Raw genomic sequence first — 21,094 nt, forward strand, 5'->3', positions numbered from 1 at the left:
CGGGGCTATCGCGTCGCGGCGTCGACCTTGCCGATGCGTGCACGGCTGGCCAGAGCTCCGGCTCAGGCGACCGCGGTCGCGAGCGCCTCCGCGAGGACGCCGTCGGCCCACTCGGCCGCGGCCTCGGCCGCGAGCGCCGGTCCGCCCGCGTCGTGCCTGCCGTACTCCCCCACGCGCGTCGCCCCGCAGGCGGCGAGGCCCTCGTCGATGAGCTCGCTGCCGCGCGAGTAGGTCTTCGTGTAGCTGCGATCGCCCATGCCGAACACGGCGTAGCGCAGGCCGGCGAGGGTCGGGTGCTCGGCGAGCGCCGCGAGGAAGGGCCGGGCGGAGGTCGGCACCTCGCCGTCGCCGTAGGTCGAGCACACCAGCAGGTGCAGCCGCTCTGCGTCCAGCTCGCTCGGCGCCACGTCGGCCAGATCCTGCACCGCGACGTCGGCGCGTGCGCCGAGCGTTCGCCGCAGCTCCTCGGCGACCAGCTCGGCGCCGCCCGACTCCGTGCCGAAGAGCACGGTGACCGGCAGCGAGCCGCCGCCGGCGCCCGTCGCCTCCGGCACGATCTGCGGCAGCGGGATCTGCTCGTCGACGGCGGCCGCGAGCATCGCCGCGCGCTCGCGCAGCTTGGCGCGGGAGCGCCCGGGCGCTGCGCCCAGCTGCTCGCGCAGGTCGATGCGCCGCCAGCCGTCGAAGCCCACCTCGTCGTCGCGGCTCGGCAACCCGGGAGCGCCGATCGCCAGCGTGCCGGTCTTGAGATCGGACGCGATCGTGCGCGCCAGCTCGCGCGCATCCGTCCGCTGATCGGGGATCGTGCCGCGAGGGCCGCGGCGCAGCCAGCCGGCGGTGTAGAGCCCGGGTGCGACCCGGCCATCCGGGTGGGCGCCGGGCTCGGCGAGCGCCGCAGGATCGGTCGCGAAGCCGACCGCCGTCACGATCGAGTCGGCCGCCAGCACGACCTCGCCCTGGGCACCCCGGAGCACCATGCGCTCGACGCGGCCGTCGCCCTCCACCCGCACCGGCTCGAGGCCGAACCACCAGTGCAGCTCGACGCGCACATCCGATGACGGCCCCGTGCTCGCCGCACCGGCGTCTGCTTGCGGCGCGAGCGCACGCACCGCATCCGCCCTGGCGTCCTTGCCCGCGACGACCTCGTCGAGCACGGCCCCGTGCACGCGATGCACCACACCGTGGAGCCCGGCCAGCTCGCGCACCATGACCGGGTCGAACTTGGCCGCCGTCGGGGCGCTGCGCCCGACGAGGTGGATGGTGCGGAGCCGGCTCGCCAGGCGCTCGTGCGCGGCGTCGTCGACATCGGTGCCCTCGAGCTCGGCGGGGTCGCGGGCGAGGAGGCGCGCGACGTCCATCGCGACGTTGCCGTGGCCGACCACGACGGTCGAGGCGCCGAGCGACGGCGCCTCGCCCTCGTCGGCATGGGCGTTCAGCAGTCGGGTGATGCGGCCGGAGCCGTGCACGCCGTCGAGCCGCGCGCCGGGCACCGCGAGCTCGCGGTCGACGCGCAGCCCGGTGGCGAGCACGACCACGTCGTAGGCCGCGCGCAGCCGATCGAGGCCGACAGCATCGACGCCGTCCTCGCTGCGGCCGATGCGCACGTTGCCGCGGAACCGCACGCCCTCGTGCAGGAAGAGCCGGTCGAACTGCCGCGCGACCGCCTTCGTGCCGTGGTGGTCGGCGGCGACGCCGGAGCGCACGAGCCCGTAGGGCACCGGCATCGCGTCGAAGACGTCGATGGATGCGGCGGGGAACCGTCGGCGCAGCGCCTGGGCCGTGAAGCAGCCGGCCGGGCCAGACCCGACGATCGCGACGCGCGGCGCGGGAGCCTCAGCAGAGCCCTGGGAGGCGCCGGAAGCCGGCACCTGCAGCGCGGACGTCGACAGCTCGGGTGTTGCCGGCGCGGTCGCCGATCGCACGGATGCCCATCGCACCGGCAGGCTCAGCATGCCGCGGAAGACCCATCCGCCGATCTCGGCCGGCCGCTCGGGCACGAGCTCGAGCCCCTGCAGCCGCTCGAACAGCATCGGCAGCGCCACGTCGGCGACCTGCGACCTCGCCACCCAGGCGCCCAGGCACACGTGCACGCCCTTGCTGAAGGCCAGGTGCGGCTTCACCTCGCGCCGCACGTCGAAGGCGGCTGCGTCCGCCCACACGCGCTCATCGCGGTTGGCCGAGAGGATGCAGATGCCCAGGCGGGCGCCGGCGGGCAGGCGCACGCCGGTCAGCTCGGCCTCGCGCGTCGTCTGGCGGGAGTAGAGCCCGATCGGCGCGATCCAGCGCAGCGTCTCGTCGAAGGTCGCGTGCCACAGGCTCGCGTCTCCCTCCACCGCCCGCCGCTGCTCGGGGTGCGTGAGCAGCCCCCACGCGGCGACGCCCAGCGCGTCGCGCGGCTCGTTGAGGCCGCCACCGATCGTCATCTTCACGTTGGCGCGGATGCGCTCGATCGGCATCTCGTAGTCGGGGATGCGCAGCAGCTGCGAGAGCAGCGACTGGTTGGGGTTCCCCGCGTGCCACCGCAGCATCTCGTCGAGCGCGACGTCGACCTCGTCGAACGAGCGCTTGCCCTTCGCCCACACCTCTGGGTCGTCGGCGTAGTTGCCGGTCGCGTCGATCATGGTCTGCGACCAGCGCTGCATGTCCGCCTGCGAGGCGTTGTGGAGGCCGATGATCTGCCGCAGGCTCTCGGCGGCGAAGGGCGCGGCGAAGTCCCAGATCAGGTCGGCCTCGCGGCCGCGCTCCGCGAGCCCGTCGACGAGCTGCTCGGCGGTGCGCTCGAACACCGAGCGCCAGTGCCGCTTCACGACGCCGGGCCGCAGGGTCGGCTGCCACGCCTTGCGCTCGAGGTAGTGCTCGGGGTCGTCGCGCCGCAGCATCGAATGCCCCATCGCCCGGATCTGCAGCGATCCCTGCTCGTTGGCCGAGTAGGTCGTCTGGTCGAGTTCGGTCTCGTGCACCGCGGCATAGGAGGTGATGAGGTACCTGCCGACCTGCGGCACCCAGTGCACGCCGCCCTCGGCGCGCAGCCGCTCGTAGATCGGGAAGGGGTCGCGGTAGAGATCCGGGATCGTCACCCAGTCGGCGACGGGAGCGTCGTTGCTCATGCACACTTCCTCGTGGTCCGTGCGCCCGACGAGGGCGCTCGCGTCGAGTCTGCCTGCACCCCTACTGTGGGAAAAGCGCATTGATCATGAGAACGACCACGGAGGAGCCGAACAATGGATCGCCTCGACGCCCCGGGCTTCACGCTCCGCCAGCTCTCGTTCCTCGTCTGCGCAGCAGAGACCGGCACCGTCGCCGGCGCCGCCGCACGCCTGCACGTCTCGCCCTCGGCCGTCTCCGAGGCGCTCAGCGAGCTCGAGCGCAGCCTCGGCGCGCAGCTGACGGTGCGCCGCCGAGCGCGGGGGCTCTCGCTCACGAGCACAGGGGCGGATGTCGTCGCTCGCGCCCGCGCGCTCCTCGCGGAGTCGCGCGAGCTCGAGACCTCGCTGCGCGGCGCCCATGGCGAGCTGGTCGGGCCCATCACCATCGGCTGCTACCCGACGCTCGCACCGACGATCCTGCCGGCGCTGCTGCAGGGCTTCGGCCGCGCGCATCCGCGGGTCGAGCTCGCGATCCTCGAGGCGACGCACGACCGGCTCGAGGGCACGCTCGAGGCCGGGCAGCTCGACGTCGCCTTCGTCTACGACACGCTCATCCCCGGGCAGCCGCAGCGGGCGAAGCTCTTCGAGCTGCCCGCGCACGTGATCGTCGCCGGCGACGACCCCCTCGCATCCGCCGCCCGGGTCACGCTCGAGGAGCTCGTCGAGCGCGACCTGATCCTGCTCGACGCGCCGCCGTCGAGCGAGCACACGCTGTCGCTCTTCGCGGCGCGCGGCCTGGCGCCGCGGGTGCGGCACCGCGTGCAGAGCTACGAGGCGGTGCGGGCGCTCGTCGGTCGGGGCCTCGGCTACGGCATCCTGGTGCAGCGGCCCGCGAACCCGGCGAGCTACGAGGGCTACCCTGTCGCCATGCTGGAGATCACGCCCGCCGTGCCGCCCGTCGGCGTCGACGTCATCTGGCCGTCGCTGCCCGCGCCGACCGCGCGCACGCGCGCCCTCGTCGACTTCGCCAGGGCGATGCCCTGGCCGCAGGCGCGATGACGCACCCCTCGCAGGGCGAGCCCGCGCTCGTGTGGCGCATCAAGGGCTCCCTGCTCGGCTACGTGCGAGGCATGCCCGACGGTGCCGTCACGATCGCCGGCGGCGCCCAGGAGACCGCGGAGGGCTTCCGCTTCCCCGCCACCGGGCAGCTGTCGTTCGGCGGCTCCGTCACGCTCACCGGGCACAGCGGCATGATGCGGGTGGTGATCGCCGAGCCGTCGATCGTGCGCACGGGCGACGGCTGGTCGCTGGAGATCGCCGACACCGAGGCCGCGACCGGGAGGCTGCGCTTCGCGATCCTCGCCGGCTTCGACGGCAGCCGCGCCACGGGCACCGCCCTCACCGAGGAGGGCGCCGACCTCTTCTTCGGGCCGTACACCGCAGGCACGCCGCTCGACGATCCCCGCATCCTCAGCGCATCCTGACACGACGGAGGGGCCCGGCGGTCTGGCGGACCCCTCTGTCGTTCGCGGTGGGAGCGTCAGCGCTCGACGTGCGCCGCGCGGTCCACCGCGGATGCCTCGACGAACTCGTCGCCCTTCTTCCACGTGTCCCACTTGCCCGAGTTCTCGAACTCGATCGACATCGGGATGCCCGTGCGGTCGCGCAGCAGCAGCGTGCCGATGATCGAGATCACCACGGTCGCGAGCAGGTAGCCGACGATCGCCCACGTGCTGCCGGTCGCCTGCAGGAGCGCCTGCGCGATCGTGGGGGCGAAGGCGCCGCCGATGACCGCGCCGATCGCGTAGGCGATCGAGACGCCGGAGAACCGCACGGAGGCCGGGAAGGACTCGGCGTACCAGGCGGCCTGCGCGCCGTAGGTGAGTCCGAGGCCGACGCCCAGGATGATCGTCGCCCAGGCGACGCCGGCGACACCGGTCTGCACGAGCAGGAACAGCGGCACGATGCCGATCGCGAGCACCACCCAGCCCATCAGGTAGAGCGGCTTGCGGCCGATGCGGTCGGAGAGCCAGCCGGCCACGAAGGTGAAGACGAGCCACGACAGCGAGCCGGCGAAAGCCGCGAGCTGCACGCCCACCGGGTCGAAGCCGTAGCCGGGCGGCGTGCCGTCCACGGGCCGCGACGCCAGGCCCTGCACGTAGCCGCCGGTCGTCATGTAGCCGGTGGCGTTGTTGGCCATGAAGACCATCGCCGCGAAGGCGATGACCGCGCCGTACTTCTTGAAGACCTGGACGACGGGCGCCGACTCCTGCTGCGCCGTCTGCTTGATCTCCTGGAACACCGGCGACTCGTCGACCGAGCGACGCACGATGAAGCCCACGAGCACCAGGATGATCGAGACGAAGAACGGGATGCGCCAGCCGACCTCGAGGAACGCGTCACCGGGGAAGGCGGCGCGCACCGCGGCGAGGATGCCGGTCGCGAGCAGCATGCCGATCGGCACGCCCGCCTGCACGAACGAGCCGTAGAGGCCGCGGCGGTTGGCCGGCGCGTGCTCGATGGCCATGAGCACGGCGCCACCCCACTCGCCGCCGGCAGAGAGGCCCTGCAGGATGCGCAGCAGGATGAGCAGGACCGGCGCCATCACGCCGATGGAGTCGTAGGTCGGCAGCGCGCCGACGAGCGTTGTCGCGACGCCCATGAGCAGCAGCGTGATGACCAGCATCGGGCGGCGGCCCAGCTTGTCGCCGAAGTGACCGGCGAGGAAGGCGCCGAGCGGGCGGAAGAGGAAGGAGATGCCGATCGTGATCAGCGAGAAGATCTGGCCCAGGCCCGGGCCGGCGGGCTCGAAGAACAGCGCCGCGAAGACGAGGTTGGCCATGAAGGCGTAGATGAAGAAGTCGTACCACTCGATGGTGGTGCCGACGACGACCGCGGCGAGCACCTTGTTGCGCTCGCGGGTGGACGTGTGCGTCGTGCTGTGAGACACGCTGACTCCTTTGTCAGAGAGGTGGGGTGGCAATGGCGCACCCCCGGGACTGTGAGGAACATATACGATTTCGTGCACGACAGCAAGACTGGCCGCGGTGCAATCGCGCTCCTGGCAGAGCCTCGCTGCCGGATGGGCCGCTGCGCCTCACGCGGAGGGCCACGCGCGCAGCTCGGCGGTCAGCTGCTCGAGGTACTCGGGCGGCCCCGCGTGCGCGAACCACAGCCACAGCTCTGCCGCGTGGATCGGTGTCCACGCTCGCACGTGCTCGGCGTCGGCGCCATAGCCGCGCACCATCGCGTCGAACGAGCGCGGGTCCTTGCGCGCCGCGCCCCACGCGGCCCTCGACAGCTCGCGCACCGGATCCCCGCGGTGCGACTTCTCCCAGTCGAGCACCGCGGTGACGCGCGAGCCGATCGCCAGCACGTTGCCGTCTCCCCAGTCGCCGTGGCAGAAGGCGGGCGGGCTCGGCTCCGGCACCACGAAGGGCAGCGGCGGCCCTCCGGCGTCGCGATATCGGCGGACGATCGCCGCATCGTCCGGCGCCGGCGGCAGCGCTGCGGGCGGCTCGAGCGCATGCAGCCGCCGCAGGAGCACCATCGACGCCTCCAGGCGCTCCAGCCGCAGGTCGACGCTCCCGGCGTCGAGCCGCTCCCCGGGCATCATCGACATCAGGATCGAGCCTGGGGCTGCCTCGACGAGCTGCGGGGCGGGGATGCCCGAGCCGCGCAGCGCTCGGAGGGCCGCGACCTCCGCGTCGTGCCGCACCGCATCCGCCATGCGCTTCTCGACCAGCGAGCGCCCGTCGCGCGTCACCTGGCGCACGTGACCCACCGCACCCTGTCGCATGGCACCGTCTCGCATCAGGCGATCATGGCAGTCGCTGCTCGGCCTTGCAGGTCAGATCAGAAATCGTATACGATGCCCGCATGGATGCATCGTCGCAGCCCGCTCAGGGTGCCCCGCAGGCCGCCGTCGACGCCTGGCAGCTGCTGGGCAGCCGCCCGGGCAAGGTCTTCGCGATGCACATCGGCTACCGCGCCCGCGCCGCGCAGAAGGGCCGCACCCCCGAGGCGCCCGGCTACTTCCTGAAGCCCGCCACCTCGCTCTCCACCGGCGGCGAGGTCGTCGCTCCCGCGGGCACCGAGATCTTCGGCTTCGAGGGCGAGATCGCCGTCGTGATCGGCACCGCGGCTCGCGCGGTCGGCGAGGCGGACGCGTGGCGGCACGTCGCGCACGTCACGGCATCGAACGACCTCGGCGTCTTCGACCTGCGCTGGGCCGACAAGGGCTCCAACATCCGCTCGAAGGGCGGCGACGGCTTCACGCCGATCGGCCCGGCCCTGCTCGACGCCGCGCAGCTCGACCCGCACGCGATCGAGGTGCGCACCTGGCTCGACGGCGAGCTCGTGCAGGCTGACTCGACCTCGACCCTCATCTTCTCGCTCGCGCAGATCGTCAGCGACCTCTCGCAGCTCGTCACGCTCGAGCCCGGCGACGTGATCCTCACGGGCACGCCCGCCGACGCCTCGACCTTCGCCCCCGGGCAGCGCGTCGAGGTCGAGGTGAGCGCGACCACCCTCGGCGGCGACCAGGTCTCCACCGGCCGCCTCGCCTCGACCGTGCGGGTGGGCGAGCAGCAGCTGCCCGCCTACTCCGCCCAGCCCAAGCCGACCCCGGAGCAGTGGGCCGACGCATCCGGCCGGCCCGTCGACGAGTTCCGCGAGCCCGTCGCGCCGGTGCTCGACGCGGCGCTCCGCGAGCAGCTCTCCAGCGTCGCCCTCGCGACGCTCTCCTCCGGCCTGCGCAAGCGCGGCCTCGACAACGTCTCGATCGACGGGCTCCGCTCGACGCAGCCGGGCAAGCGCATCGTCGGCACGGCTCGCACCCTGCGCTACGTGCCGAACCGCGAAGACCTCTTCGCGAGCCACGGCGGCGGCTACAACGCGCAGAAGCGCCTCTTCGATGACCTGCACGAGGGCGACGTCGTCGTGATCGAGGCGCGCGGCGACAACCGCTCGGGCACGCTCGGCGACATCCTGGCGCTCCGCGCCCGCCACCTCGGCGCCGCCGGCATCATCACCGACGGCGGCGTGCGCGACCTCGACGTCGTGACCGAGATCGGCGTGCCGACCTATCATGCGGGCGGGCACCCCGCGGTGCTCGGTCGGCTGCACGTGCCCTGGAGCGTCGACGAGACCGTCGCCTGCGGCGGCGCGACGGTGCAGCCGGGCGACATCATCGTGGCCGACGGCGACGGCGTGCTCGTCATCCCGCCGGCGCTCGCGCGCGAGCTCGTCGAGGAGGCCATCGAGCAGGAGCGCGCCGAGGAGTTCATCGCGCAGCAGATGGACGCCGGCGAGGTGCTCGACGGGCTCTTCCCCATGAACGCGCAGTGGCGCGCGAAGTACGAGGCGTCGCTGGGCTCGACGGAGGAGCGATGAGCGCGCCGACCCCTGTGGAGGCACCGACCACGGTCGCCGCGAAGCCGACGCAGTCGAAGTCGCAGCGCGCCTACGCCCTGCTGCACGACCGCATCGTCGACGGCACCTACTCCCCCGGCTACCGGCTCGTGCTCGACGCGATCGGCCGCGAGCTCGAGATGAGCGTCGTGCCCGTGCGAGAGGCCATCCGGCGGCTCGAGGCCGAGGGGCTCGTGACCTTCGAGCGCAACATCGGCGCCCGCGTCGCCGAGATCGACGAGCTCGAGTACCACGACACGATGGAGACGCTCTCCTTCGTCGAGGGTGCGGCCATCTCGCTCGCCGCCGGGCTCTACTCGAAGCGCGACGTCGACGACGCGCGCGCCATCAACCAGCGGATGCGCGAGTCGCTCGCCGCCTTCGACCCCGTGCAGTTCACGGCGCTCAACGAGGCCTTCCACCGGCGACTGAGCGACGTCTCGCCCAACGGCGTGCTCGGCGACGTCATCGACACCTGCTGGAAGCGGCTCGCGCGGCTCCGCCAGTCGACCTTCTCCTTCGTGCCGAGCCGAGCCCTCCCCTCCGTCGACGAGCACGAGACGATCCTCGGCCTTATCGAGGAGGGCGCGGACCCGCGCCGCATCGAGCTCGCCGTGCGCGCGCACCGCCTCGCGACGCCCGATGCGTTCCTGCACCGCACGCAGCCAGACCTCAGCAAGCCCGACCTCACCGACACCGACTCCCCCGAGTAAGGAGCCACCATGGCCAACCAGCCCGCAGGCATCCCCGAGCTGATCCCCCACTACATCGACGGCGAGCGCGTGCCCTCGATCGACGGCGAGACCTTCGGCGTGCTGAACCCCGTCACGAACGAGGACTACACGGTAGCCGCCTCCGGCAAGCAGGCCGACATCGACCTCGCGGTCGCCGCCGCCACGCGCGCCTTCGAGGAGGGTCCGTGGCCGCGCATGAAGAACCGCGAGCGCGCCCGCATCCTCAGCCGCATCGCAGACATCGTCGAGTCGCGCGACCAGGAGCTCGCGCAGCTCGAGTCCTGGGACTCCGGCCTGCCGATCACGCAGGCCCGCGGCCAGGCGCAGCGCGCCGCCGAGAACTTCCGCTTCTTCGCCGACCTGATCGTCGCCGGCCGCGACGACGCGTACAAGGTGCCCGGCAGCCAGGTCAACTACGTCAACCGCAAGCCCAAGGGCGTCGCCGGGCTCATCACCCCGTGGAACACCCCCTTCATGCTCGAGTCCTGGAAGCTGGGCCCCGCGCTCGCCTCCGGCTGCACCGTGGTGCTGAAGCCCGCCGAGTTCACGCCCCTGTCGGCATCGCTCTGGGCCGGCATCTTCGAGGAGGCAGAGCTGCCCAAGGGCGTCTTCAACCTCGTCAACGGCTTCGGCGAGACCGCGGGCGACGCGCTCGTCAAGCACCCCGACGTGCCGCTCATCTCGTTCACCGGTGAGAGCTCGACCGGCCAGACGATCTTCGCGAACTCCGCGAAGCACCTGAAGGCCATGTCTATGGAGCTCGGCGGCAAGAGCCCGGCTGTCGTCTTCGCCGACGCCGACCTCGACGCGGCGCTCGACTCGACGCTGTTCGGCGTCTTCTCGCTGAACGGCGAGCGCTGCACGGCCGGCAGCCGCATCCTCGTCGAGCGCTCGATCTACGAGGAGTTCCTCGAGCGCTACGCCGAGCGCGCCAGGAACATCGTGGTCGGCGACCCGCACGACCCGAAGACCGAGGTGGGCGCGCTCGTGCACCCCGAGCACTTCGACAAGGTGATGTCCTACGTCGAGATCGGCAAGCAGGAGGGCCGCCTGCTCGCGGGCGGCGGCCGCCCCGAGGGCTTCCCCGACGGCAACTTCGTCGCCCCGACGGTCTTCGCCGACGTCAGCCCGGATGCGCGCATCTTCCAGGAGGAGATCTTCGGCCCGGTCGTGTCGATCACGCCGTTCGACTCCGACGAGGAGGCGCTCGAGCTGGCGAACAACACGCGCTACGGCCTCGCCGCCTACATCTGGACGCAGAACCTCAAGCGCGCGCACCTCTTCGCGCAGGACGTCGAGGCGGGCATGGTGTGGCTCAACAGCCACAACGTGCGCGACCTGCGGAGCCCCTTCGGCGGCGTGAAGGCCTCGGGCCTCGGCCACGAGGGCGGCTACCGCTCGCTCGACTTCTACAGCGACCAGCAGGCCGTGCACATCACGCTCGGCGACGTCCACACGGCACGCTTCGGCGCATCCGCCTGACTCGCCCGCACGGGCACCCGTGCGCTGACACCCCACGCACTTCGAAGGAGAAGCACCCATGAACGAGATCCCGAAGCCGGTCGCGCCGGCACCCGACATCGTGCGCTGCGCGGCGATGGACCTGGTCGTCACCGACCTCGAGGCGAGCCGTCGCTTCTACGTCGACATCCTCGGCCTGCACGTGACCGAGGAGGACGACGAGGCCATCTACCTGCGCTCGTACGAGGAGTTCATCCACCACAATCTCGTGCTGCGCAAGGGGCCGGTCGCGGCCGTCGCCGCGTTCGCGTACCGCGTGCGCACCCCCGAGGACGTCGACCGGGCCGAGGCCTACTACCAGGAGCTCGGCTGCCGCACCGAGCGTCGCAGCGGCGGCTTCCAGAAGGGCTTCGGCGACAGCGTGCGGGTCGAGGACCCGATCGGCTTCCCCTACGAGTTCTTCTACGCCACCGAGCACGCCGAGCGCCTGCACATGCGCTACGACCTCTACTCGGCCGGCGAGCTCGTGCGTCTCGACCACTTCAACCAGGTCACCCCCGACGTGCCGCGCGGTCGCAAGTACCTCGAGGACCTCGGGTTCCGCGTGACGGAGGACATCAAGGACGACCAGGGCGTCACCTACGCCGCCTGGATGCACCGCAAGGGCACCGTGCACGACACGGCGCTCACCGGCGGCAACGGCCCGCGCATGCACCACATCGCCTTCTCGACGCACGAGAAGCACAACATCATCCAGATCTGCGACAAGCTCGGCGCGCTGCGGATGTCGGACCACATCGAGCGAGGGCCGGGCCGGCACGGCGTCTCGAACGCGTTCTACCTCTACATCACCGACCCCGACGGCCACCGCATCGAGATCTACACGCAGGACTACTGGACGGGCGACCCCGACAACCCCGTCATCACGTGGGATGTGCACGACAACCAGCGCCGCGACTGGTGGGGCAACCCCGTCGTGCCCTCCTGGTACACGGAGGCATCCCCGGTGCTCGACCTCGACGGCGACGTCGTCGAGGTGGTCGAGCGCACCGACTCGAGCGAGCTCGAGGTGACGATCGGCGCCGACGGCTTCTCGTACACGCGGCCCGGTGACGAGGACGGCACCTACCGCGGCGAGGCGGCCAAGGGCTTCAAGCTCGGCAACCAGCTGTGACGCTCGCTCATGACTCGTCCGGGTCCGCCGGACCCGGACGCGGGCGCGGCCTCGACGACGCGACGGTCACGGCGATCGCCGACGAGCTCGCCGAGGCGACGCGCTCGCGCAGCACCATCGAGCGCATCTCGGCGCGGTTCCCGGCGGCGACGATCGAGGACTCCTACGCGGTGCAGCGCGTCTGGCGCACCCGCCGCGAGGAGGCGGGCGCCCGCCTCGTCGGCCGCAAGATCGGCCTGACGAGCAAGGCGATGCAGTTCGCCACCGGCATCAGCGAGCCCGACTACGGCGTGATCTTCGCCGACCAGGCCTACCGCTCGGGCGAGACCGTCGAGCACGCGCGGTGGTCGAACGTGCGCGTCGAGGTCGAGCTCGCCTTCGTGCTGCGGTCGCCGCTCGAGGGCGAGGGCCTCACGGTCGACGACGTGCTCGACGCGACCGAGATCGTCGTGCCGGCGCTCGAGATCCTCGACTCGCACATCGAGCTCGAGGGCCGCACGATCGTCGACACGATCAGCGACAACGCGGCGCTCGGCGCCATCGTGGTCGGCGACCACGAGATCGGCCCGCGCGACCGGAACCTGTCGTGGGTGGGCTCGCTCTGCCTCGTGAACGACGAGATCATCGAGACCGGCGTCTCCGGCGGCGTGCTCGGCAACCCGGCGCTCGGCGTCGCCTGGCTCGCGGGCAAGCTCGCGCAGCACGGCGACCGGCTCGAGGCCGGCGAGCTGATCCTCGCCGGCTCCTTCACGCGGCCCGTCTGGGTGCAGCCCGGCGATGTCGTGCGCGCCGAGTTCCAGGACATGGGGATGGTCGAGGTGCGGTTCCGATGAGCACCTTCCGCGACGCCCTCGCGGCCGCCGAGGCTCCCCTCGTCGGCCTGTGGAACGCATCCGGCAGCCCTGTCGCCGCCGAGATCCTGGCCGGCTCGGGCGCCGACCTGCTGCTGATCGACGGCGAGCACGGACCGATCACGGTGAGCGAGCTGCTGCCGATGCTGCAGGCCGCCGCCGCCTACCCCGTCACGACGCTCGTGCGCGTGCCCTGGAACGACCCCGTCATCATCAAGCAGGTGCTCGACGTGGGTGCGCAGAGCCTCGTCGTGCCGATGGTCTCGACCGCCGACGAGGCGCGGGCCGCGGTGCGCGCGGCCCGCTACCCCGGCAGTGCTGGCGAGCGCGAGGGCGGGCGCGGCATCGGCTCGGCGCTCGCGCGGTCGTCGCGCTGGGGACGCATCGCGGGCTACGTCGGCGAGGCCGACCGCCACGTGTCGGTGACCGTGCAGATCGAGACGGCGGATGCCGCGGCCAACGCCGCGGAGATCGCCGCGGTCGACGGCGTGGACGCGATCTTCATCGGGCCCGCAGACCTCGCGGGCTCGATGGGCTACCCCGGCGACCCCTCGGCGCAGGCGGTGGTGGATGCGGTGGACGCGACGATCGCCGCGGTGCGCGCCGCCGGCAAGCCGGTGGGCGTCAACGCGTTCGCGCCGGCCGACGCCGACCGCTGCATCGAGCGCGGGGCCGCCTTCGTGTTCGTCTCGGCCGACGTCACGCTGATGGCGCGCGGCTCGGAGGCGGCGGTCGCCCGCCTGAAGGAGCAGCGCCGCCAGACCGACGCCTACTGACGCTGCCGCGCCCAACCCGCCGGCGAGCGGTGCTGCTGCGCGCGAGCGGTGCTGGCACGCCGGCACCGCTCGTGCGCAAGCGCACCGCTCGGCAGCGGCGCTCGCTCAGCCGAGCCGGCGGATGCCGAGCTCGCGCTCGATCTGCGGCGTGCGATCCCCCACCAGGAGGAACGCGACGAGGCCGACGAGCGGCAGCAGCACGATCGCGAGGCCCCAGGCGAGCTGCGAGACCAGCGCGATCTCCATGCGCTGCACGCGCGCGATCGCCCAGAGGCACGTCGCGGCCCAGGCGATCATGCCCAGCGCTGGCCCCAGCATCATGAGGAGGTCGATCGGTCCAGCATCCATGGGCATCAGCGCCTCCTCCGAGTCGGAGTCAGCATCGCACGGCGATCGATCTCAGCGGAAGAGGGGCTTCGTCTCTCCCGCGACCCCATCAGCGCAGCAGCGCGACGACCGAGGCGATGACCGCCAGGAGCGGGAAGATCCCCTGCACGAGCGCGGCGCGCGCGAGTTTGCGGTCGCTCAGCACGAGGTACAGGGCCGCACCGAGCATGGTGCCGGTGGCCGTCAGCACGACAGCGAGGCCCGCGTCCACCGCCCCTGCCGCGATCGCGACGACGCCCGCGAGCGCGGCGATGCCGAGCAGCAGGTTGTAGACGCCCTGGTTGGCGGCGAGCTGCTTCGTCTGCGCCGCCTGCTCGGCCGAGGTGCGGAAGACGCGCCTGGTCGCGGGGTGCTCCCATCGCAGCGTCTCGAGCACGAAGATGGAGGCGTGCACGAGCGCCGCGAGCACGGCGGCGATGCAGACGGCGATGAGCATGAGCGGAGTCTATGGCGAGGCGCGCGCGCTCGTTCGCTGAGAGCGGGAAGCCTGGGGCGCCGTCCGACATACGCTGGAAGCATGGCTACGACCGAGATCACCAAGGACACCCTCGAGCAGACCATCGACGGCGGCGGCATCGTGCTGCTCGACTTCTGGGCGGCGTGGTGCGGCCCGTGCCGCATGTTCGGCCCCATCTTCGAGCAGGCGTCAGAGCAGCACGAGGACATCGTCTTCGGCAAGATCGACACGGAGGCCGAGCAGGAGCTCGCCGCCGGGTTCCAGATCTCGTCGATCCCGACCCTCATGGCCTTCCGCGACGGCGTGCTCGTCTTCTCGCAGGCCGGCGCGCTGCCGGGCCCGCAGCTCGAGCAGCTCATCGGCGCCGTGCGCGGCCTCGACATGGACGAGGTGCACGCGAAGATCGCCGAGCAGCAGGCCGCGAACGCCGCCGATCAGGGCTGAGACGCCGGCAGGAACGACGAAAGCCCCCGCTCTGCGGGGGCCTTTTCGTGCTGGGGTACCTGGACTCGAACCAAGAACAAAGGTACCAGAAACCTCCGTGTTGCCAATTACACCATACCCCAATGGTCACGCGCCGGAGCGGGCGAACCAAGAGTCGAGCATACCTGAGGTGGGGGCGGAGCGCCAATCGGCTCCGGTCTCGTGACGCGTGTCGACCTGCGGGATGGATCAGCGGCCGCGGGCGATGAGGTCGCGGTTGATGACCGAGGCGGCGATGGTGCCGGCGCCCGCGGCGACGGCCAGCTGGCGGAAGCCCGGCGTGATGTCCCCCGCCGCGTAGATGCCCGCGACGGATGCTCGCTGCGACCGATCGACGATCACGAGGCCGTCCTCGTCGGTCTCGAGCCCGAGCGCTTCCGCGAAGCCGAGCTGCGGGTGCCACCACGGCCGCACGAACCCGCCGGTGCGGATGCTGCGCGTGCCGTCCTCGAGCACGATCGCCTGCATGCCGGTGCGGTCGCCCTCGATCGCCGCGATCGGGGTGCGCACCAAGGCCACCCCGTGCTCTGCGAGGCGGGCCTCACCCGCCTCGTCCACCGCATCCGACCCGTTCGTGAAGACGGCGAGGTCGTCGGTGTGCCGTCGGATCACCATGGCGCGGTCGACGAGGTCGCCCGTCTCGCCGATCAGCGCGAGCGCCTGGCCGCGCTTGTCGTAGCCGTCGCAGTCCATGCACGAGTGCAGGCTCGTGCCGTACCAGGGGCGCACGTGCTTCGAGGCCGGCAGCGTCTCGCTCAGGCCCGTGGCGATCATCACGGCAGCCGCGCGCGTCTCGCTCTCGGCGCGCGAGCCGGGCTGCTCGGCCTGCACGGCGAAGCCCCCGTCGACCCGCGCGATCTGCTGCACCAGCGCGCGCTCGTGCGTCACCGTCGGGTAGCGCAGCACCTCGTCGCGGCCCATCGTGCGCAGCTCGAGCGGCGAGATGCCGTCGCGGGTGATGTACCCGTGCGACTGCAGCGTGGCCGCGTGCCTGGGCCGGTTGGAGTCCAGCAGCGCCACCGTGCGCTGCTGGCGGGCGAGGTTGAGCGTCGCGGCCAGGCCCGCAGGGCCGGCGCCGATGACGACGACGTCGACCTGCATCAGACCCTCGCGGCCAGCCGGTCGATGCGGGCGAGCGTTGCCTCGCGGCCGAGCAGCTCCATCGACTCGAACAGCGGCGGCGAGACGCGGCGGCCCGTGACGGCGACGCGCAGCGGCGTGAACGCGAAGCGAGGCTTGATACCGAGCCCCTCGACCAGCACCTCCCGCAGCACCTGCTCGATCGAAGCGGTGTCGAAGGTCTCGAGCTCGGCGAGCGCGCGCTTCGACGCCTCGAGCGTCGCGAGCGCGTCGTCGCCCAGCTTGGCCACCGCGTCCGCGTCGTGGTGGATGTCGTCCGTCTCGAGGAAGAGGAAGCCCAGCATGTCCTCTGCCTGGCCGATCAGCTGCATGCGCTCCTGCACGAGCGGTGCCGCCTGCGCGAGCAGCGCGCGCTGCGCCTCGGTCGGCTCGCCGTCGAAGATGCGCCCGAGATAGGGCTCGAGGCGCTGCGCGAAGTCGTCGGCCGCGAGCATGCGCACGTGGTCGCCGTTGATCGACTCGGCCTTCTTCGGATCGAAGCGGCTCGGGTTGGGGTTCACGTCGGCGATGTCGAAGGCGGCGATCAGCTCGTCGCGGGTGAATACGTCGCGGTCGGCGGCGATCGACCAGCCGAGCAGCGAGAGGTAGTTCAGCAGCCCCTCGGGGATGAAGCCGGCCTCGCGCAGCAGGAAGAGGTTCGACTGCGGGTCGCGCTTCGAGAGCTTCTTGTTGCCCTCGCCCATGACGTAGGGCATGTGGCCGAAGCGCGGGATGGCGGTCGCGACGCCGATCTCGGCGAGCGCGCGGTAGAGCGCGATCTGGCGCGGGGTCGACGACAGGAGATCCTCGCCGCGCAGCACGTGCGTGACGCCCATGAGGGCGTCGTCGACGGGGTTGACGAAGGTGTAGAGCGGGGCGCCGTTCGGGCGCACCACGACGAAGTCCGTGAACGAGCCGGCCGGGAAGGTGATGTCGCCTCGGACCAGGTCGTCGAAGGAGAGGTCCTCGTCGGGCACGCGCAGGCGCAGGCTCGGCTGGCGGCCCTCGGCGCGCAGCGCCTCGCGCTGCTCGTCGCTCAGGTCGCGCTCGAAGTTGTCGTAGCCCTGCCGCGGGTCGCGCCCCTGCGCGACGTTGCGCGCCTCGATCTCCTCAGCGGTCGCGAACGACTCGTAGAGGTGGCCCGACGCGCGCAGCCGCTCGATGATCTCGGCATAGATCTCGCCGCGCTGCGACTGCCGGTAGGGCGCGTGGGGGCCGCCGGTCTCGACGCCCTCGTCCCAGTCGATGCCGAGCCAGCGCATGGCGTCGAGCAGCTGCTCGTACGACTCCTGGCTGTCGCGGGCGGCATCGGTGTCCTCGATGCGGAAGACGAGCCTGCCGCCGTGGTGCCGCGCATACGCCCAGTTGAACAGGGCGGTGCGGATGAGCCCGACATGCGGGGTGCCGGTGGGCGAGGGGCAGAAGCGCACGACGACATCGCTGCCCGTCGCGGCCGAGAAGGGGACGCTCATGATGCCTCCCATCCTAGGCGCGGGCAGCGCTCGTCGCCGCGCCCCGATGGCCTAGCGGCGACCGCCGCCGAGCAGACCGCCCAGCAGGTCGCCGAGGCCCCCGAGGCCACCGCCCTGCTTCGAGCCGCCGCCGAGCACGCCGCCCAGTAGGTCGTCGAGGCCGAAGCCGTCGTCCTGCTGCTGGGGCGCCTGGGCCTGGCCTGCCTGACCGCCCTGGCCGCCATGCGCGAAGAACCGGTTCGCGATCCACGCGATCACGATCGGCGCGACGATCGGCAGGACCTTCTGGATGATGCCGCCGAGCGCCGAACCGCCGCCCGCCGCCCGCGCGATCTGCTCGGTGTTGTCGCCGAAGACGTTGTGCACGATGCGCTGCCCGTCATCCGGGTCGATGCTGCCGGCGAGCCGTTCGTCCAGCCGACCCTGGTGCTTGCCGAGCGCGCCCATCAGCGACTGCGCGCCGGAGGGGTCGTGGGCGTTGGCCCGCATGCCGCCGACGAGCGCCGGCACGATGGCCTCGATCGCCTGCCGCGCCTCCGCCTCGTCGACACCTGCCTGCTGCGCCACCTGCTGGATGGGGATCTGACCGATCAGCTGCTGGATCTCCGACATGACTCCTCCTCGAGCCTCGGGGCGACGGGTGCCGCCGGTGCCCCGATGCTACTCAGACGGCCTGCTGGGCGACGACGGGATTCCTCAGGGTGCCGATGCCGGGGATCTCGACCTCGACGCTCTGGCCCGCGGTCAAGGGCCCCACGCCGTCCGGCGTGCCCATGAGCACCACGTCGCCCGGCAGCAGGGTCATGGATGCGGTGATCCAGCTGAGCACGGTCGGCGCGTCGAAGATCCAGTCGGTCGACGGGCCGTCCTGCTTGACCTCGCCGTCGACGCGCGTGATGATCCGCAGCGCGTCCCAATCGGGCTCGGTCTCGACGGCGGGGCCGAGCGGGCAGAAGGTGTCGAAACCCTTCGCCCTCGCCCACTGCGGCTCGCGGCGCTGCAGATCGCGCGCCGTCACGTCGTTCGCGACCGTCACGCCGAAGACCGCGCCGAGCGCGTTCGCGGGCGTGAGGCGGCGCGCGACGCGGCCGATGACGAGCGCGACCTCGCCCTCGAAGTGCACGTCCTCGGACTCGGGCGGCAGCACGATCGCATCGCCCGGTCCGATCACCGAGGTGTTGGGCTTCAGGAACACCAGCGGCTCCGCGGGGACCTCGTTGCCGAGCTCGGCCGCGTGCTTCGCGTAGTTGCGACCGACGGCGACGACCTTCGAGCGCGGGATGACGGGCGCCAGCAGGCGCACCTCGCTCAGCGGCACGCGCGTGCCGGTGGTCTCGAAGCCCATCACGATGGGGTCGCCGACGAGCTCGACCAGCGCGTCGTCGTCGACGACGCCGTAGCCGATCCGGTCGCCGTGGGAGAAGCGCGCGACCCGCATCAGCGTGCCTCCGCGCTCTCTGCCCCGGACGCCTGCGCCTCGGTGAGCTGCACCATCCAGCCGTGCGGGTCCTCGACGCGGCCGTACTGGATGTCGGTGAGCTGCTTGCGCAGCGCCGTCGCGACGGGACCGGCCGGCGCGTGCTCGTCGCCGATGACCTCGTCGTGGCTCTTGAGCGCCGCGATCGGGGTCAGCACCGCCGCGGTGCCGCAGGCGAAGGCCTCGGTGATGCTGCCGTCGGCGACGCCGTCGCGCCACTCCGCCAGCGTGACCGTGCGCTGCTCGACCTCGTGCCCCGCATCCGCCGCGAGCTGCAGGAGGGAGTTGCGCGTGACGCCGTCGAGGATGGACTCGGAGGCGGGCGTGACGAGGGTGCCGTCGGCCTTGACGAGCACGACGTTCATGCCGCCGAGCTCCTCGAGGTCCGTGCCCTCCTCGTTCAGGAAGAGCACCTGCGCGCAGCCGTGCTGCACCGCCTGCTGCGTCGGCAGCAGGCTCGCGGCGTAGTTGCCGCCGCACTTCGCGGCCCCGGTGCCGCCGCGCCCTGCGCGGTTGTACTCGCGCGAGAGCCAGATCGAGACGGGCTTGACGCCACCCGGGAAGTAGGGGCCAGCCGGGCTCGCGATGACCATGAAGCGCACCGTCTGGGCTGCGCGCACGCCGAGGAAGACCTCGTTGGCGATCATGAAGGGGCGCAGGTAGAGCGAGTCCTCGCCCCCGGTCGGGACCCATGCCTCGTCGATCGCGACGAGCTGGCGCACCGCCTCGACGAAGTCCTCCTCGGGCAGCTGCGGGAGCGCCAGGCGCTCGGCCGAGCGCTGCATGCGCTGTGCGTTCTGGTCGGGTCGGAAGGTCCAGACCGAGCCGTCGGCGCGGCGGTAGGCCTTCATGCCCTCGAAGATCTCCTGGCCGTAGTGCAGCACGGCGGATGCGGGATCCATCTGCAGCGGGCCGTAGGGCTCGACCCGGGCGTCGTGCCAGCCGCCGTCCAGCGTCCAGTCGATCGAGACCATGTGGTCGGTGAAGTGCCGACCGAAGCCAGGTTCGGCGAGCACGCTCGCGCGGACGTCGTCGGCTGCCGGGCGGTCGCTGCGCGTGAGCGCGAACTCGAGGGTCATGCCTGCTCCTTGGAAGCGGTGATGCGGTCGACGATGGCGTCGCCGACCTGGCTGGTGCTGCGCTGGGCGTCGTTGACGTCGCGGCTGTCGACGTCGGCGTCCACGGCGTCGCGGATGCGCTGGCCGGCCTCGGGATGTCCGGAGTGCTCGAGCAGCAGTGCGGCGGAGAGGATCGCGGCGGTCGGATCGGCGACGCCGCGCCCGGCGATGTCCGGCGCCGAGCCGTGGACCGGCTCGAACATGCTCGGGAACTCGCCGGAGGGGTTCAGGTTACCCGAGGCGGCGAGGCCGATGCCTCCGCCGACAGCGCCCGCGAGGTCGGTCAGGATGTCGCCGAAGAGGTTGTCGGTGACGATGACGTCGAAGCGGCTCGGCCGGTCGACGAGGAAGATGGTCGCCGCGTCGACGTGCAGGTAGTCGACCTCGACATCCGGATGCTCGGCGGCGACGCTGTCGACGATGCGCTGCCAGAGCGCGCCGGCGTGCACGAGCACGTTCTTCTTGTGCACGAGCGTGAGGCGACGTCGGCGCTGCTCGGCCAGCTCGAAGGCGAAGCGCACGACGCGCTCCACGCCGAAGGCCGTGTTCACGCTCGTCTCGTTGGCGATCTCGTGCTCGGTGCCGGTGCGGAGCGAGCCGCCGTTGCCGACGTAGGGGCCCTCCGTGCCCTCGCGCACGACGACGAAGTCGATCTCACCCGGGTCGCGGAGCGGGCTCTCGACCTTCGGGGGCAGGCGCGTGGGCCGCAGGTTGACGTGGTGGTCGAAGGCGAAGCGGAGGCGCAGCAGCAGGCCGCGCTCGATGATGCCGCCGGCGAGCCGTGCGTCGGCAGGGTCGCCGCCGACCGCGCCGAGGAGGATCGCGTCGTGCCCGGCCAGCGCCGCGAGGGTGGCGTCGTCCAGGACCACGCCGGTCTCGAGGTAGTGGGCTGCTCCGAGCTCGAACTCGGTCTCCACCAGCTCGACGCCGTCGAGGGCCGCGCGCATGGCGCGCCTCGCCTCGAGCGTGACCTCCGGCCCGATGCCGTCTCCTGCGATGACCGCGAGGCGCAGCTGCTCCACAGTTCCTCCTTGCGGCGCTCCTGCGCGCCCGTCGACCAGCGGCGCTGCTGCCGCGCAGGCCGCGC

At 72.0% G+C, this 21,094-nt stretch carries 20 protein-coding genes and 1 tRNA gene; 9 read left to right on the plus strand and 12 right to left on the minus strand.

All coding sequences use genetic code 11. The features are described 5' to 3' along the window. Positions 1–62 precede the first annotated feature (62 nt). Complete coding sequence (locus BQ6202_RS08700) at positions 63–3,107, minus strand: cytochrome P450 (protein WP_072314105.1); 3,045 nt, start codon at positions 3,105–3,107, stop codon at positions 63–65. Positions 3,108–3,221: 114 nt separating this feature from the next. On the opposite strand from BQ6202_RS08700, the gene BQ6202_RS08705 reads away from it, so the two are divergent. Both BQ6202_RS08705 and BQ6202_RS08710 read left to right on the plus strand, forming a co-directional pair. After that, a complete protein-coding gene (locus BQ6202_RS08705) occupies positions 3,222–4,145 on the plus strand; it encodes a LysR family transcriptional regulator (protein ID WP_072314106.1) in 924 nt (307 codons plus the stop codon). Further along, positions 4,142–4,570, plus strand: a complete 429-nt coding sequence (locus tag BQ6202_RS08710; protein WP_072314107.1) for an HtaA domain-containing protein — start codon at positions 4,142–4,144, stop codon at positions 4,568–4,570. Before BQ6202_RS08705 ends, BQ6202_RS08710 begins: the two co-directional genes overlap by 4 nt. A 56-nt stretch (positions 4,571–4,626) precedes the next feature. On the opposite strand, the gene BQ6202_RS08715 is transcribed toward BQ6202_RS08710, so the two are convergent. Both BQ6202_RS08715 and BQ6202_RS08720 read right to left on the minus strand, forming a co-directional pair. Next, positions 4,627–6,036 carry an MFS transporter gene (locus BQ6202_RS08715; protein ID WP_072314108.1) on the minus strand — a complete coding sequence of 470 codons (1,410 nt, stop codon included), beginning with the start codon at positions 6,034–6,036 and terminating at the stop codon, positions 4,627–4,629. 147 nt (positions 6,037–6,183) lie between these two features. Next, positions 6,184–6,900 (minus strand): phosphotransferase family protein, encoded by a 717-nt coding sequence (locus tag BQ6202_RS08720; RefSeq protein WP_072314109.1) that lies wholly within the window; start codon positions 6,898–6,900, stop codon positions 6,184–6,186. A gap of 65 nt (positions 6,901–6,965) precedes the next feature. Here BQ6202_RS08720 and BQ6202_RS08725 point away from each other — a divergent pair, with 65 nt between their 5' ends. From BQ6202_RS08725 to BQ6202_RS08750, 6 genes are read left to right on the plus strand one after another with little or no spacing between them, the layout of a single operon-like run. Then, complete coding sequence (locus BQ6202_RS08725; RefSeq protein WP_072314110.1) at positions 6,966–8,480, plus strand: fumarylacetoacetate hydrolase family protein; 1,515 nt, start codon at positions 6,966–6,968, stop codon at positions 8,478–8,480. After that, the gene (locus BQ6202_RS08730) at positions 8,477–9,211 is read left to right on the plus strand and encodes a GntR family transcriptional regulator (protein WP_072314111.1); all 735 of its coding nucleotides are present in this window, start codon (positions 8,477–8,479) and stop codon (positions 9,209–9,211) included. Before BQ6202_RS08725 ends, BQ6202_RS08730 begins: the two co-directional genes overlap by 4 nt. 9 nt (positions 9,212–9,220) lie before the next feature. Next, on the plus strand, positions 9,221–10,714 hold the full coding sequence (hpaE, locus tag BQ6202_RS08735) for a 5-carboxymethyl-2-hydroxymuconate semialdehyde dehydrogenase (protein ID WP_072314112.1): 1,494 nt from the start codon (positions 9,221–9,223) through the stop codon (positions 10,712–10,714). A 58-nt stretch (positions 10,715–10,772) separates the two neighbouring features. Continuing rightward, positions 10,773–11,867, plus strand: coding sequence for a 3,4-dihydroxyphenylacetate 2,3-dioxygenase (gene hpaD, locus BQ6202_RS08740; protein ID WP_072314113.1), 1,095 nt, complete (start codon positions 10,773–10,775; stop codon positions 11,865–11,867). Beyond that, positions 11,864–12,700, plus strand: a complete 837-nt coding sequence (locus BQ6202_RS08745) for a 2-keto-4-pentenoate hydratase (protein WP_083587158.1) — start codon at positions 11,864–11,866, stop codon at positions 12,698–12,700. The genes hpaD and BQ6202_RS08745 overlap by 4 nt, the downstream gene beginning before the upstream one ends. Beyond that, positions 12,697–13,494, plus strand: a complete 798-nt coding sequence (locus BQ6202_RS08750; protein WP_072314114.1) for an HpcH/HpaI aldolase family protein — start codon at positions 12,697–12,699, stop codon at positions 13,492–13,494. Before BQ6202_RS08745 ends, BQ6202_RS08750 begins: the two co-directional genes overlap by 4 nt. Before the next feature lie 105 nt (positions 13,495–13,599). Here BQ6202_RS08750 and BQ6202_RS08755 read toward each other — a convergent pair whose 3' ends face one another. Together BQ6202_RS08755 and BQ6202_RS08760 are read right to left on the minus strand one after the other, a co-directional pair. Next, on the minus strand, positions 13,600–13,848 hold the full coding sequence (locus tag BQ6202_RS08755; RefSeq protein ID WP_072314115.1) for a hypothetical protein: 249 nt from the start codon (positions 13,846–13,848) through the stop codon (positions 13,600–13,602). Between the two features lie 82 nt (positions 13,849–13,930). Next, positions 13,931–14,317, minus strand: a complete 387-nt coding sequence (locus BQ6202_RS08760) for a DUF1304 domain-containing protein (RefSeq protein WP_072314116.1) — start codon at positions 14,315–14,317, stop codon at positions 13,931–13,933. An 81-nt stretch (positions 14,318–14,398) separates the two neighbouring features. Between BQ6202_RS08760 and trxA the strand changes: the two genes are divergently transcribed. Continuing rightward, a complete protein-coding gene (gene trxA, locus BQ6202_RS08765) occupies positions 14,399–14,782 on the plus strand; it encodes a thioredoxin (protein ID WP_072314117.1) in 384 nt (127 codons plus the stop codon). A gap of 50 nt (positions 14,783–14,832) precedes the next feature. Here the strand turns inward: trxA and BQ6202_RS08770 are convergent. From BQ6202_RS08770 to BQ6202_RS08800, 7 genes are all read right to left on the minus strand, one after another. Further along, positions 14,833–14,904: transfer RNA gene (locus BQ6202_RS08770), tRNA-Gln, on the minus strand. Between the two features lie 106 nt (positions 14,905–15,010). Next, a complete protein-coding gene (locus tag BQ6202_RS08775) occupies positions 15,011–15,922 on the minus strand; it encodes an NAD(P)/FAD-dependent oxidoreductase (RefSeq protein WP_072314118.1) in 912 nt (303 codons plus the stop codon). Beyond that, positions 15,922–17,412 carry a glutamate--tRNA ligase gene (gene gltX, locus BQ6202_RS08780; protein ID WP_234946170.1) on the minus strand — a complete coding sequence of 497 codons (1,491 nt, stop codon included), beginning with the start codon at positions 17,410–17,412 and terminating at the stop codon, positions 15,922–15,924. Before gltX ends, BQ6202_RS08775 begins: the two co-directional genes overlap by 1 nt. Positions 17,413–17,463: 51 nt before the next feature. Continuing rightward, positions 17,464–18,024 (minus strand): DUF937 domain-containing protein, encoded by a 561-nt coding sequence (locus BQ6202_RS08785; RefSeq protein ID WP_072314120.1) that lies wholly within the window; start codon positions 18,022–18,024, stop codon positions 17,464–17,466. Positions 18,025–18,076: 52 nt separating this feature from the next. Beyond that, on the minus strand, positions 18,077–18,850 hold the full coding sequence (locus tag BQ6202_RS08790; RefSeq protein ID WP_072314121.1) for a fumarylacetoacetate hydrolase family protein: 774 nt from the start codon (positions 18,848–18,850) through the stop codon (positions 18,077–18,079). Next, positions 18,850–19,968 carry a branched-chain amino acid aminotransferase gene (locus BQ6202_RS08795; protein WP_072314122.1) on the minus strand — a complete coding sequence of 373 codons (1,119 nt, stop codon included), beginning with the start codon at positions 19,966–19,968 and terminating at the stop codon, positions 18,850–18,852. Before BQ6202_RS08795 ends, BQ6202_RS08790 begins: the two co-directional genes overlap by 1 nt. After that, the gene (locus BQ6202_RS08800) at positions 19,965–21,029 is read right to left on the minus strand and encodes a 3-isopropylmalate dehydrogenase (RefSeq protein WP_072314123.1); all 1,065 of its coding nucleotides are present in this window, start codon (positions 21,027–21,029) and stop codon (positions 19,965–19,967) included. The genes BQ6202_RS08795 and BQ6202_RS08800 overlap by 4 nt, the downstream gene beginning before the upstream one ends. Positions 21,030–21,094 lie beyond the last annotated feature (65 nt).

This window comes from Agrococcus sp. Marseille-P2731 (assembly GCF_900117395.1).
Lineage (GTDB): Bacteria > Actinomycetota > Actinomycetes > Actinomycetales > Microbacteriaceae > Agrococcus.